Here is a 12,504-nt window from a genome sequence, read left to right as displayed (position 1 = left end):
GGGCGTGTCGTTGGCGAGAGTGCCTGTGAGTAGCGATGAGTGAGGAACCTGCGGTGCGCGACGAGAGCACTGTGTCCGACGACGGCACCGTCGACGCTGACGACACGACCCCCACCGCCGCGGATTCGAGCCCGGCCGAGTCGGCTGGATCGGACGGCGCCGCCGGGCCGAACCCGGCAGTTCAGGACTCCGACGACGCGGTTCAGGACACTGACGACGCTGTTCAGGACTCTCAGGACCCCGACGACGCTGTTCAGGACTCTGACGACGAGGGACGCATCCCGACCATCCGGACGTGGCTGCCGGTACTGGTGATCGCGGGTGTGGCCGCACTGCTGGCCTACTGCGGGGTGTCGGGCGCCACCCGCTACGACGAGACCGGCGACAACTTCCCCGGGCTGTTCACCTCGATGGTGGCCACCGCCGGCTATTTCCTCGGCGCCCTCACGGCCACCGCCACACTCGGTGCGCTGGCATACGTGGTCCTGTGCGCCCGCCCTGACGACCACAACGTGATCGACCCGCAGGTCTACCGCGCACACCGGATCGCCGAGCGGGCCGGGGCGACGTGGGCGGTGGTCGCGCTGCTCATGACCTGGGTCTCGGCGGCCAACGCCGCCGGCGTCCCGCTGTCGAAGGCCACCGACCCGAACGTCTGGTGGCCGCTGATCGACGCCTCCGAGCAGTCACTGGGCTGGCTGGTGAGCGCATGCTGCGCAGCAGTGGTCGCCGTCTGCGCGCGGATGCTGCTGCGCTGGACCAGCCATGTGGTGCTGCTCATCCCCGCCTGCGCGGGTGTGCTCGCACTCGCCGTGACCGGCAATGCCGGGCAGGGCCCCAACCACGACTACGGCACCAGCGCGGTGATCGTGTTCTCGGTCGCCCTGACCGCCCTGGTCGGACTGCTGGCCGCCACCGGACTGACCCAGCCGACCGACACCTCCGACCACGACCTGCGACAGTCCTCCCGCCGCGTCTTCGCCACCGCAACCGGCCTCGGGGTGCTCACCCTGGTGTTCGGTGCGGTGCTGGGCGCTCTGCTGATCCCGGCGCGCTACGCCTTCACCACCGCCTACGGCCGCTGGGGTGTGGTCGCGGCGATCGCGCTGGCCGTGGCCACCGCGGCACCGGCCATCGGACTCACCCGCGCCACGAGCCGCCGGATGATCACCGTGGTGACCACCGTCGGCGCCGGTGCCGGCATCGCGGCCCTGGCTGCGATCGCGGCGATGGAGACCCGGTTCTCACCGGCGTTACTCGCCCACAAGTTCACCATCTGGGACGTGTTCCTCGGCTATCACCTGGACTCACCGCCGTCGGTGTCGACGCTGCTGGGGACCTGGCGATTCGATCTGTTCCTCGGACTCGGTGCGATCGTGCTCGCGGTGGCCTACGTGGTGGGGGTGCTACGCCTGCGCCGCGACGGGGTGAACTGGTCGGGCTGGCGGACACTGTCGTGGCTGCTGGGTTGTGCGGCACTGCTGTTCGTGACCAGCTCAGGTGTCCGCGCCTACGGGATGGCGATGTTCTCGGTGCACATGGCCGAACACATGGTGCTCAACATGTTCGTGCCGGTTCTGCTGATCCTGGGCGCCCCGGTGACCCTGGGGCTGCGCGCATTCCCGACCGCCGAACGCGGGGCGCTGCCCGGGCCGCGCGAATGGATCGTGTGGATGGTGCACTCCCGGTTCGTGGCGGTGATCAGCAACCCGCTGGTCGCGCTGGCAATCTTCGTCGGGTCGCTCTACGCGGTGTACTTCACCCCGCTGTTCGACGTCCTGGACCGCTACCACTGGGGCCACGAGCTGATGAGCGTGCACTTCCTCATCACCGGCTACCTGTTCTACTGGGCGATCATCGGACTCGACCCCGGGCCGAAACGGCTTCCCTACTTCGCGCGGCTGGGTCTGCTGCTGGCGGTGATGCCCTTCCACGCCTTCTTCGGCATCGCCACGATGACGATGCAGTCGGTCATCGGACACACCTTCTACACCTATGTCGGACTCCCCTGGGTCACCGATCAGCGCCACGACCAGTTCGTCGGCGGCGCGATCGCCTGGGGCGCATCAGAGGTCCCGCTGCTCATCGTGGTGCTCGCACTCGCGGTGCAGTGGGCGAGATCGGACCGTAGCGAGGCGAATTCGTCGGATCGACGGGTCGACAAGTACGCCGACGACGAGCTCGACGCCTACAACGCGATGCTCGACGAGTTGTCGAAGTCACGGCGCTAGGACATCGGCGGCGCTAGGAGATCGTCGGGGCCAGGAGATCGGCGGCCCCTACCTCAGCGCGAGGCCTGGGTGATCGCGCCCTCGTAGGACTGCCGCTGGTCGTCCGACAGCGACGAGGCGAACCCGGCCACCACGTTGCCGATCTGGAAACCGGTGCCCGGATCGGTCTTGCTGTAATAAATCTCGGTCTTGCCGGTGGTCGGGAATTTGGTGATGCTCACCGTGTCGCTGGCCACCTTGCCCGAACACCCGATCTTCGGACATTCGGTGCTGGTGACGTTGCGCCGATTGGGCATGGCCAGACCGTCTTTCTCCACCCGGTCGGCGATCAGGTCGACAGAAGCCGGATTGAGTTGTCCGCCAACGGCTGCCGCGTTGCTCTCCCGTCCCGCCGAGGCATCCTTGCGATCACTCGACGAACACGCTCCGATCGAACCGGCCGCGATGACCGCGGCCGCGCACGCGAATGCGATCCTGGTGCGACGGGGGCGCAGGCGTGGTACCGCAGAAGTGGTCATGGGGGAAGTATGCACGTCGGGTGCATCGCCGCCGGGCAGCGGTGTCACAGCGACCGCACCACAGCGCGATCTGCGCGATCGCCTCGGGTGTGGTGCCCGGCTTCGGGATCGCCCTGTGCCACATCGAGTTCTGCCGGCAATGCAGGCGTTCGCGATACCGTCGACGACCTGGTGGATGTACCGAATCGCTTGAGCCGCAGACTGTTCGACACCACGAACAGCGACGACAGCGCCATCGCCGCGCCGGCGATCAACGGGTTGAGCAGCCCGGCGGCTGCGATCGGGATCGCGGCCACGTTGTAGCCGAAGGCCCAGATCATGTTGGTGCGTATGGTCTTCCAGGTCTCGCGAGCCAGACCGAGCGCCTCGGGAACGGTGTGCAGACTGTGTCGGACGAGGATGATGTCGGCAGCTCCGATGGCAACGTCGGTACCGCGGCCGATGGCCAGCCCGAGGTCGGCGGTGGCCAACGCCGGTGCGTCGTTGATCCCGTCGCCGACCATCGCGACCGCACATCCCTGCGCCTGCAACTGTGCGACCACGTCGACCTTGCCGTCGGGCAGCACTTCGGCGATCACCTCACCGATCCCCACCTCGTCGGCGATGATCTGCGCGGCCACAGCGTTGTCGCCGGTCACCATCAGCGTGCGCAACCCCTGCCGGTGCAGTTCGGCGATCGCGTCGGCCGCGGAGTCCTTGACCGCGTCGGCGACCACCACCGCCGCACACACCCGCCCCTCGAGGGCTACGTAGACCACGGTGCGTCCGCGTCGCTGCTCGTCGCGGCGCGTGGCGACCAGCGCCGGGTCGACCTGCCGGGCATCGCCCACCCACCGGGGACTGCCGACCATCACCTCGACCCCGCCGACGCGCCCGGTCACACCGCAGCCGGGGACAGCGGTGAAGTCCTCGACGTCGGTCACCGAGGCGTCGGGGACAGCACGGGCCAGTGCCGCGCCGATCGCATGCTCCGACGACGATTCGACAGACGCGGCCAGCGCGGCGATCTCGTCGCGGTCGCGACCGCATGCCGGGTCGATCGTCATGTCGATCACCGACAGCTCACCGGTGGTGATGGTGCCGGTCTTGTCGAACACCACGGTGTCGATCTGTCGCGACACTTCCAGCGCCCGGTGCCCCTTGAGGAAGATGCCGAGCTGAGCGCCGCGTCCGGAGGCCACCATCAGGGCCATCGGCGTGGCCAGCCCGAGCGCGCACGGGCAGGCGATGATCAGCACGGCCAGTGCTGCCGCTGCTGCGCGTCCGACCGGCTCACCTGCCGCCAGCCACGCGACCAGGGTGATCAACGACAGGCCGATCACCGTCGGCACGAAGATGCCGGCGATGCGGTCGGCGAGGCGCTGCGCACCGGCCTTGTCGGCCTGCGCCTCCTCCACCAGTCGCACCATCGCGGCGAACTGGGTGTCGGGGCCCACTGCGGCCGCTTCCACGATCAGACGTCCGCCGATCACCACGGTGCCGCCGACCACCTTCTGGCCGGGTTCGACCTGCACCGGGGTGGACTCGCCGGTCATAGTGGACATGTCGATCGCGGCGCGCCCGTCGATCACCAGGCCGTCGGCGGCCACGGTTTCGCCAGGCCGCACGACGAAGCGCTGCTCTTCCTTGAGTTCGGCGACCGGGATCCGTAGTTCGCCGCCGTCGGGGAAGAGCACCGCGACATCCTTGGCGCTCAGCGCGGCCAGCGCGCGCAACGCCCCGCCGGCACGTGAGGTGGCCTTGGCCTCGAAGTAGCGCCCGGCCAGCACGAACACCACCACCCCGGCGGCGACCTCGAGGTAGATCGAGTCGGCGGCGAACAGCGCATGCCACACGCCGCGGTCGTCATCGCGGGTGTGGGCGCCACTGCCGAACATCGTGATCACCGACCACACCGTCGCCGCGATCGCGCCCAGTGAGATCAGGGTGTCCATCGTGGTGGTGCGGTGGCGCGCGGCGTTGACCGCGGCGCGGTAGAACGGCCAGGCGCCCCAGGTGACGATGGGCAGTGCCAGCACCAGCAGCAGCCACTGCCAGCCGGTGAACCGGGTCGCCGGCACCACCGCGAAGGTCACCGACAGATCGGCGAGCGGGACGAACAGCACCAGACACACCACCAGCCGGCGGAAGAGGTCACGGGCGCGGTCGGAGTCGTGGTCGCGCGGCGCCTGCGCCGAGTCGGTCCGCGGCTGCGCGTGGTACCCGGCGTTCTCGACGACGGCGCACAGCTCGTCGTCGGTGGTGTCGGCAGGCACCGATGCGGTCGCGACCCGCGTCGCATAGTTCACCGAGGCGCGCACGCCGTCGACCTTGTTGAGCTTGCGTTCGACGCGCGAGGCGCAGGCCGCGCAGGTCATCCCCGAGACGTCGAACTCGACGCGCCGCTGCGCCTGATCGGAAGCCGTATCGGCAACACTCATCTCTCTCCAGACCTCACCACACCGCAGGACTCACCACGCAGCCGTGTCCTGCTGATCCCGTCGAACAGTGGTCGTACCGGGTCGGCGAACAGTTCCCGCTCCCTTCACGCTATCGTTTCGGTTCGTGAGCACCTCCGGCGACGACCACCTCGTCACCGAATGGGCTTTTGCCGCCGGCCGGGGTGACCGCGGCGCGATGGAGTCGTTCATCCGCGCGACGCAGGCCGATGTGTGGCGGTTCATCTGCTACCTCTCCGACGCCGGCCGCGCCGACGACCTCACCCAGGAGACATTCATCCGCGCGCTGCGGTCGTTGCCCCGATTCTCCGGTCGATCGACCGCACGCACCTGGCTGCTGTCGATCGCGCGGCGAGTGGTGGTCGACGACATCCGTCGCGAGACCAGCCGCCCGCGCGTCGCCCACGACGACGTGGAGGCCGCGGCGACGGCACATCCCTCCGGTACGCATGGCCATGCCGAGCGCGTCGAGTGGGAGATGCTGATAGCGGGCCTGGACGCCGAACGGCGTGAAGCGCTGCTGCTCACCCAGATCCTGGGACTCACCTACACCGAGGCTGCCCAGGTGTGCGGCTGCCCGGTGGGCACCATCCGTTCACGCGTCGCGCGGGCCCGTGACGAGCTGCAGGCCGCCGCACGCGCGGATGATCGCGCGATCTGAGGAAATCCCCGGATCAGCGAACCTCAGATCAGGGTTTTCCAGTAGTACCAGAAGTGCTCCATGATCATCAGGAACACGGCAACGTAGAACAGCGCGAGGACGGTCCACATCCAGCTGGCGAACGTCCGCAGCCGCGGACTGTCCACCTTCTTGGCGATCACGTTGAGCACCGTCACCAGCAGCGCTGCGGTCATGATCCACACAACGATGCAGTACGGGCACAGGGCGTTGATGCGGTAGAGCGCCGAGTAGATCAGGAAGAAGACGAAGGCCATTCCGGCGAGCAGTCCGACGAACAGACCGATCCAATACCAGAGCGGCAGATCCACTCGCGAGAGTGCCAGCACACCGGTGACGATCACCACGGTGAAGCCGATCAGCCCGAGTAGCGGGTTGGGGAAGCCGAAGACTTCAGCTTGCCACGACTGCATGACCGACCCGCACGAGATGATCGGGTTGATGCTGCAGCTGGGCTTGTAGCTCGGGTCCTCGAGCAGGTCGATCTTCTCCACGGTGATGATCCACGCGCATGCGAGTCCGATCACCCCCATCACCAGGATGAATGCGGAGGTGACGATCCCCGGGCGGTAGCCGGTGGACCGATCGTCGGCGGGAGGGGCGCCCTGGTCGCCCCTGGCAGAGGCCACTGCGTCGGATGTGGTTGCCGTATCCGCGCCCACGGTTGATTCAGCCTCGACGGCTTCGTGAGATTTCATGACGTGCTTTCGACTTTGTGCGGCAGCTACGAAGCAGCCGACTTTACTTTCTCTACGAACTCATCCGGTGTCATCGAATTCCAGTCGACGGGCTTGCCGTTGAGGTTCACCGTCGGAGTGCCCTTGAACCAGCCGGAGTTCAGGATCGCCTTGGTCTGACTGTCGATGACCGCGGAATGCGTCTGGTTGTCAATGCAGGCGTCGACGGTCGCTGGCGCACCAGCTTGTTTGGCGAGTGCCTTCAACGTGTTGTCGTCGAGGCCGCTGCCACCCTCGGCCGGCTGCTGGTCGTAGAGGATCTTGTGGAAATTGAGCCACACATCGTAGTTGCCGGTTCTCTCCGCATCGGTGGCGTCGACAACGCACGCAGACGCGTTGGCCGACCGCGTCGAGTAGTTCCGGTTGTTCTCACTGTTGAGGAACGCGATGGGGTGGTACTCAACCGAGACGTTGGGTGTCTTGCGCAACGTGGCGATCGCATCCCCGAAGTTCGCCTCGAAGGATCGGCAGACGGGGCACTGGAAGTCCTCGTAAAGGCTGAGGATCGCCTTGTCGTTGGCCGTACCCGAGACACGGAACGCGTCCTTGTCATCAACCGGCGCAGCGCTCTGGGAGGTCGAGTCCTTGGAGATGATGATCCACGCACCGATCGCGACCGCGAGGATCACGACGATGGCGGTCGCACCCACCCGGAACAGGATCGTGCGGCGACGTTCTGCGGCCCGAGGATCGAGAACCGACGGCTTCTTCGCCGACTTGCCCTTGTTGCTTGCCATTGGTTTTCCGTGGTCTCCGCTTGTCTCGCGCCGATTCTGCCCGTGCACCCGCCGGCCCGGAACCGAGTGCAGCTGTGATGCAGTACAGCCCTGCTGCCAACCTGGCCGGGTCGAGGCCGCAGCCCACTGTACCGAAACGCCGCGGGCACCCCCATTCCCTCACCCTGACCTGCGAAGACGATGACTTTTCGGGGACTTTGGGAATCAGGCGAATCAGACGAACTTCTCTGGTGGGCCGCGCTTGACCGATCGCCTTCTCCGGGTGGTCACTGCCGGCACGTGCAGCCGGGGCTACTCGTCGGTATGCACATGTTAATCGCCTGTTAACAAACTCACACTCAACCGGGATGATCTGCGTAGACGCGCCCGTTAACGCAGAAGTAACATGGATTCTCGGTGTGTGTCGTCACCGGATCGAACGAGCCCTGTCAGGCATGACTGGGCATCGAATGAACAGGACATCCAATGCCTGGGGCATCCGACCGTGCGACACCGAACGAGAAATAGCCGAACGATCCATCCGGGATCGAATCATGAGGAGAGTGACCAGCAATGTCCTTCGCGGAGCTTCGCGCGAATGTCCGTCGAGCCAACAGCCGGCGGCGTATGTACGCGCGGATCAATGCGGTGCGCGACCCGTCCGTTCGCGACGAGCTGCTGGTGATCGCTCAGCGTCACGAGGATTCGCTGCGGTGACACACCGCTGACGCAGAGGCGACCATGACGCTGGTGAACAGCGTCATCCAGCGTTCGCACTCCGCACACACGACAGGGCCGGCACACCGAGGGGTTGCCGGCCCTTCTGCATCTCCATGACGCCTGCCCCGACGACCTGATCGCCGTACCGTTGGGTACGACGTCTCCGACACCTCGGAGAACCACAGTGGAAAACCCAGCCCACCAGCCGCGGCAGGAGTGACGATGACCGAACCCATCGATCCCGATCAAGGCAGCTCACCGGGTCCGAGCCCGTTCGCATTCGACGGTGATCCCGAGGTCGGCCGCACTCCCGAACTGCGCAGGCAGGAAGCCGTCTACGACGGCTGGCGTCACGAGTTGGCCGAGCCCGACGCCGATCCCGACCCGGCCGCCGACGGCGATTTCGACGAGGGCGCCCCGTCGGGACCCAGTCCGTTCGCCTACGACGATGCTGCTGCGATCGGCGAGACGCCCCGCATCAAAGAGGAACGCGAGGCCTACGACGCTGCCCAACGCGCGCCGCGCAACCACCGCAACCAGGCGGTCGGCGGGAGTTCAGGAACCGTCGACGGCGCCTGATCGCCCGATCCCTCACACCCGAGGGTGACCTGACCGGGTCGTTGACCCATACCACCGACCCGACAGACACCGACGCCGCCGATCTCGTCGATCGGCGGCGTCGGTGTTCGTGTTGGTGTCGTTGTGTTCGCTCAGCGCACCCCGAGGGCCGGGCCCAGCGTGGTCCGCCACGATTCGTGCAGACGCGCCTGCCAGTAGCTCCACCAGTGGTAGCCGTCCTCATTGGTGTGCGTGGTCAGGATCGCGCCGTTGGCCTGTGCGATCGGGATGAACAGGTCGGTGCTGATCCCCGAGGCGACCTCGAGCGGCACCATCTGGGTGAACCACATCGGGTTGAAGTTGCCGCTGAGCGGGTTGACCGTCGGGTCCACCGACCGGCCGTCACCGGCCGAGAGGTAGACGCGCTTGCCGCGCAGCGCACCCGCGTTGAGCGACGGGTCGTTGCGGAACCAGCTCGGCGACGGCCAGACGCCCCACATGTTGAGCGGGTTGCCGCCCATCTGCGCCACCGACACCTGGATGCCCTGCGCGAAACCCGGAGTGCTGGCGGTCGGGTAGCCGCTGTAGGAGGCCACCCCCTGATAGAAGTTCGGATTGTGGGCGGCGAGGTTCAGCGCCGAGGTGCCGCTCATCGACAGACCCGCGATCGCGTTGTGGACGCCGTCGCTGCCCTGGCCACGCATGTACGCGGGCAGCTCACGCGTCAGGAAGGTCTCCCAGCGCACGTGGCCCAGTTTGGGGTCGTCACGCTCCCAGTCGGAGTAGAAGGTGCCGCCGCCACCGAACGGGATCACGACGTTGACGTGCTTGTTCGCGAAGAACTTCACCACGTCGGTGTTGATCAGCCAGCCGTTGTTGTCGTCCGGCGCCCGCAGACCGTCGAGCAGATAAAGCGTCGGTGCAGGACCGCCGCCGGCGGCCTTGAGGATCTTCACCGGGATGTTCTTGTTCATCGACGTCGAGTGGACGTAGACGAGCGCGGAGTCCGCCGCGGCAGGACTGGTGCCGGCGACCACTGCGGACGACACCGCGGCGACAGCCGCGAGAACGCCCGCGAGCAGGCGGGTCTTGACTCGGCGGATCGACATTCGACAACCTCTGGTTTCGCTCTTCGTTCGATTGACCTTCGAGAGAGTAACAGGCCGATAACAGCTCGGCAGCACAGTCGCCGATATGAGCACAGAATGCACTGGACGACAGGTTCTGCATGAAAACTGTTGTGGCGCCGTTACTTCCACAGTGGTAATTGTTTACCCGACACCTGTTTGCCCGACACCACTGCAGACAATCACCGCGTCGACAGTGACCCCACGAGATTAAGTCACTCTAGTCACTTATGCATCATTCGTAACAGAGGTGAGATCTCGGGGTACCACCTCACCTCCATCTCACCCGCGGTCTCCGGCAGCCCTACGATCGACCACGTGGCGACCCCAGAATTCATCCTCGAACTGCGCGAGAAGGTCGGTCATGCACCGCTGTGGCTGTCCGGGGTGACCGCGGTCGTGGTGCGCGAGGGAGATACCGACATCCCCGAAATACTGATGGTCCGTCGCGCCGACAATCACGAATGGACGCCGGTCACCGGAATCATCGACCCTGGTGAGGAACCCGCCGTCGCCGCCGCGCGCGAGGTAGCCGAGGAGACCTCGGTCATCGCCACCGCCCAGGCGCTGACACTGGTTCATGTGATCCCCGAGGTGGTCTACCCCAACGGCGACCGCACCCGCTACCTCGACCTGGTGTTCCGGATGCAGTGGCACAGCGGCGAGCCGGTGGTCAACGACGACGAGAGTGTGGACACCGGCTGGTTCCCCGCCGACGCACTGCCACCGGTCTCGGAGTCGATGGCCGAACGCATCTCCTCCGCGCTCGCCGAACCGGGCCCGGCCCGCTTCCGCGAGGCGTGAACCAGGCCTTGCGGAGCTGTGGCCTCGACCTGCGCCGGCACTCGCAGGCAGTGGTGACGATCGCCTGATCGGCGTCTACCGTGAGGTCATGAGCACCGACGACGAGGGCATCAGCGAAAACGGGTCGGTTTACGACACCGATCCGGACAATCAGCTCCAGCCCGAGGACAGCCTCGTGGACATCGGCGTCGAGGACGCACTCGACGAGGGTTATTCGCCGCCCGACCGCTTCCCCGCCTCAGCGAACTACGGCGTCACCGCAGAGGATCAGGAACACGGGGAGGGTATCGAGCAGTACACGCGCGAGGAGGTCCCCGATCCGGCCGCGCGTGCCTACGCCGACGAGGACGAGCTGCCGTCGGATGACCCCGACCAGTGGCGTCCCGAGGAGGCCGACTCGAGCCCGGAATTCCCCGAGGACGATGAGGTGGGCGACCGCAGGTCGGGCCGGCTCTACACCGACGACGACTTCGGGGTCGAGGCCAGCTTCGATCAGGAGGAGATCGCCGAGGACGCCGGCATCGACGGCGGTGCGGCATCCGCCGAGGAGGCTGCCGTCCACGTGGTGGACGACGACCAGCCGCCGGCATGAGCGAACCAGGGGGCACCGCTGAGCGCATCGAGGTGAGCCGACGGATCCCGGTGCCGGCGGATCAGGTGTTCGCCGTGCTCACCGACCCGCAGGGTCATGTGGCCATCGACTCGACCGGCATGCTGATGGATGCGAGCGGCGAGCGGGTCACCGCCGCCGGCGACACCTTCACCGTGCACATGGACCGTGAGGCGCTCGGTGACCTTCCGATGGGCGAATACGACGTCGAGGTCACCATCACCGACTTCACCCCTGGTCGCGAGATCGCCTGGACGATCCTGGGCACCATCCGCCCACAGATCGGCCACGTCTACGGCTATCGACTCGAGCCGGTCGACGACGGCGCGGCGACGCTGGCCACCTCGTACTACGACTGGTCGCAGATCGATGACGTCTGGCGTGCCCGTGGCATCTTCCCGGTGATCTCGGAGTCCGCACTCAAGGGCACCCTGGGGATACTCGACCGCACCGCACGACGCGGATACACCTACGCAACCCCGATGGAGCCGGCCGGCACAGCCACCGCCGAATGACGATCGCCGACGCGGCGATCCTGCTCGCCGCGGGCTTCGGTGCCGGACTTGTCGGGTACATCACCGGACTGGCGTCACTGGTCTCTTACCCCGCGCTGCTGGCGGTCGGATTGTCGCCGGTGGCCGCCAATGTGACCAACACCCTGGCACTGGTCGCCGTGGGGGTCGGCTCGACCGCGAAATCCGGTCGGTCACTGATCCATCACGGACGTCTGCTCTGGTGGTTGATTGGCGCCGCTGCGATCGGTGGCACGATCGGGGCGATCCTACTCCTTCGACTGCCGCACAGCGTGTTCGGCGCTGTGGTCCCCTGGCTCATCGTGCTCGCCTCACTGGCATTGCTGTGCCAGCCGCTGGTCCGCCGGTTCTCCCGCAGCCGCGCCGAGGTGGGCGGATCGGTTCTGCGCCAACCGAATCCGATTCCGCATCCGGTTGCCTTCGTGGTGGTCGTCGGCGTGATCTCGATCTACGGCGGATACTTCGGCGCCGGTGCGGGCGTCATCATGTTGGCGACGACATTGCTCATGAGCACCGAACCACTCTGGCGTGCAACACTTCTCAAGTCGGTGGTACTCGGTGTCGCGAATCTCGTCGCCGCCGTCTACTTCGCACTGACCGGTCCGGTGCACTGGGCCGCCGCGGTGATCATGGGTGCGGGATGTCTGATCGGTGGTTGGCTCGGACCGCCCGTGGTCCGACGACTGCCCGAGGCTCCGCTGCGCACCGCGGTCGCCATCGCCGGCTTCGGTCTGGCCGCCTGGCTGGCCTTCTCCCCGACCAGCTGACCGGCAGTACGGCCCCCTGCGATGGTGATCACCGCCACCACGATCGTAGAATTGTGCTTCGCCACA

The 12,504-nt window shown here is 66.7% G+C and carries 13 protein-coding genes; 8 read left to right on the top strand and 5 right to left on the bottom strand.

What is annotated here, in order from left to right:
* The first annotated feature begins 35 nt into the window (after nt 1-35).
* Nucleotides 36-2,231, top strand: a complete 2,196-nt coding sequence (locus tag IEW22_RS11870; protein WP_188586819.1) for a cytochrome c oxidase assembly protein — start codon at nt 36-38, stop codon at nt 2,229-2,231.
* Between the two features lie 53 nt (nt 2,232-2,284).
* On the opposite strand, the gene IEW22_RS11865 is transcribed toward IEW22_RS11870, so the two are convergent.
* Nucleotides 2,285-2,749 (bottom strand): hypothetical protein, encoded by a 465-nt coding sequence (locus IEW22_RS11865; RefSeq protein WP_188586818.1) that lies wholly within the window; start codon nt 2,747-2,749, stop codon nt 2,285-2,287.
* Nucleotides 2,750-2,793: 44 nt separating this feature from the next.
* Nucleotides 2,794-5,169, bottom strand: a complete 2,376-nt coding sequence (locus IEW22_RS11860; RefSeq protein WP_188586817.1) for a heavy metal translocating P-type ATPase — start codon at nt 5,167-5,169, stop codon at nt 2,794-2,796.
* Nucleotides 5,170-5,293: 124 nt separating this feature from the next.
* Here IEW22_RS11860 and sigC point away from each other — a divergent pair, with 124 nt between their 5' ends.
* Nucleotides 5,294-5,848 (top strand): RNA polymerase sigma factor SigC, encoded by a 555-nt coding sequence (sigC, locus tag IEW22_RS11855; protein WP_188586816.1) that lies wholly within the window; start codon nt 5,294-5,296, stop codon nt 5,846-5,848.
* Between the two features lie 23 nt (nt 5,849-5,871).
* Here sigC and IEW22_RS11850 read toward each other — a convergent pair whose 3' ends face one another.
* The gene (locus IEW22_RS11850) at nt 5,872-6,564 is read right to left on the bottom strand and encodes a vitamin K epoxide reductase family protein (RefSeq protein WP_188586815.1); all 693 of its coding nucleotides are present in this window, start codon (nt 6,562-6,564) and stop codon (nt 5,872-5,874) included.
* A 26-nt stretch (nt 6,565-6,590) separates the two neighbouring features.
* Nucleotides 6,591-7,340 carry a DsbA family protein gene (locus tag IEW22_RS11845; protein WP_188586814.1) on the bottom strand — a complete coding sequence of 250 codons (750 nt, stop codon included), beginning with the start codon at nt 7,338-7,340 and terminating at the stop codon, nt 6,591-6,593.
* A 552-nt stretch (nt 7,341-7,892) separates the two neighbouring features.
* Here IEW22_RS11845 and IEW22_RS11840 point away from each other — a divergent pair.
* Complete coding sequence (locus tag IEW22_RS11840) at nt 7,893-8,036, top strand: hypothetical protein (protein ID WP_188586813.1); 144 nt, start codon at nt 7,893-7,895, stop codon at nt 8,034-8,036.
* A gap of 225 nt (nt 8,037-8,261) precedes the next feature.
* Nucleotides 8,262-8,618: a hypothetical protein gene (locus tag IEW22_RS11835; protein WP_188586812.1), complete on the top strand. Its 357-nt coding sequence runs from the start codon at nt 8,262-8,264 to the stop codon at nt 8,616-8,618.
* Between the two features lie 131 nt (nt 8,619-8,749).
* Here IEW22_RS11835 and IEW22_RS11830 read toward each other — a convergent pair whose 3' ends face one another.
* Entirely contained in the window at nt 8,750-9,706 is a 957-nt protein-coding gene (locus IEW22_RS11830) for an alpha/beta hydrolase (RefSeq protein WP_188586811.1), read from the bottom strand.
* A 336-nt stretch (nt 9,707-10,042) separates the two neighbouring features.
* Between IEW22_RS11830 and IEW22_RS11825 the strand changes: the two genes are divergently transcribed.
* The 4 genes from IEW22_RS11825 to IEW22_RS11810 all read left to right on the top strand — a co-directional run bounded on the left by IEW22_RS11825 (nt 10,043) and on the right by IEW22_RS11810 (nt 12,438).
* Nucleotides 10,043-10,528 (top strand): NUDIX hydrolase, encoded by a 486-nt coding sequence (locus IEW22_RS11825; protein WP_188586810.1) that lies wholly within the window; start codon nt 10,043-10,045, stop codon nt 10,526-10,528.
* A gap of 88 nt (nt 10,529-10,616) precedes the next feature.
* Nucleotides 10,617-11,120, top strand: a complete 504-nt coding sequence (locus tag IEW22_RS11820) for a DUF5709 domain-containing protein (RefSeq protein WP_188586809.1) — start codon at nt 10,617-10,619, stop codon at nt 11,118-11,120.
* Nucleotides 11,117-11,653, top strand: coding sequence for an SRPBCC family protein (locus IEW22_RS11815; protein WP_188586808.1), 537 nt, complete (start codon nt 11,117-11,119; stop codon nt 11,651-11,653). The genes IEW22_RS11820 and IEW22_RS11815 overlap by 4 nt, the downstream gene beginning before the upstream one ends.
* A complete protein-coding gene (locus IEW22_RS11810; protein ID WP_188586807.1) occupies nt 11,650-12,438 on the top strand; it encodes a sulfite exporter TauE/SafE family protein in 789 nt (262 codons plus the stop codon). Before IEW22_RS11815 ends, IEW22_RS11810 begins: the two co-directional genes overlap by 4 nt.
* Nucleotides 12,439-12,504 lie beyond the last annotated feature (66 nt).

It is taken from the genome of Gordonia jinhuaensis (genome assembly GCF_014639795.1).
GTDB lineage: Bacteria > Actinomycetota > Actinomycetes > Mycobacteriales > Mycobacteriaceae > Gordonia_B > Gordonia_B jinhuaensis.
The sequence above is the reverse complement of the archived record's forward strand: the minus strand, read 5'-3'. Positions and strand labels throughout refer to the sequence as shown.

Bases quoted from the DNA above. Each gene is read 5' to 3' on its own strand.
- IEW22_RS11850 (WP_188586815.1), bottom strand. From the start codon at position 6,564: ATGAAATCTCACGAAGCCGTCGAGGCTGAATCAACCGTGGGCGCGGAT.
- IEW22_RS11820 (WP_188586809.1), top strand. From the start codon at position 10,617: ATGAGCACCGACGACGAGGGCATCAGCGAAAACGGGTCGGTTTACGAC.
- IEW22_RS11815 (WP_188586808.1), top strand. From the start codon at position 11,117: ATGAGCGAACCAGGGGGCACCGCTGAGCGCATCGAGGTGAGCCGACGG.
- IEW22_RS11835 (WP_188586812.1), top strand. From the start codon at position 8,262: ATGACCGAACCCATCGATCCCGATCAAGGCAGCTCACCGGGTCCGAGC.
- IEW22_RS11860 (WP_188586817.1), bottom strand. From the start codon at position 5,169: ATGAGTGTTGCCGATACGGCTTCCGATCAGGCGCAGCGGCGCGTCGAG.
- IEW22_RS11845 (WP_188586814.1), bottom strand. From the start codon at position 7,340: ATGGCAAGCAACAAGGGCAAGTCGGCGAAGAAGCCGTCGGTTCTCGAT.
- IEW22_RS11830 (WP_188586811.1), bottom strand. From the start codon at position 9,706: ATGTCGATCCGCCGAGTCAAGACCCGCCTGCTCGCGGGCGTTCTCGCG.
- IEW22_RS11810 (WP_188586807.1), top strand. From the start codon at position 11,650: ATGACGATCGCCGACGCGGCGATCCTGCTCGCCGCGGGCTTCGGTGCC.
- IEW22_RS11870 (WP_188586819.1), top strand. From the start codon at position 36: ATGAGTGAGGAACCTGCGGTGCGCGACGAGAGCACTGTGTCCGACGAC.
- IEW22_RS11865 (WP_188586818.1), bottom strand. From the start codon at position 2,749: ATGACCACTTCTGCGGTACCACGCCTGCGCCCCCGTCGCACCAGGATC.
- IEW22_RS11840 (WP_188586813.1), top strand. From the start codon at position 7,893: ATGTCCTTCGCGGAGCTTCGCGCGAATGTCCGTCGAGCCAACAGCCGG.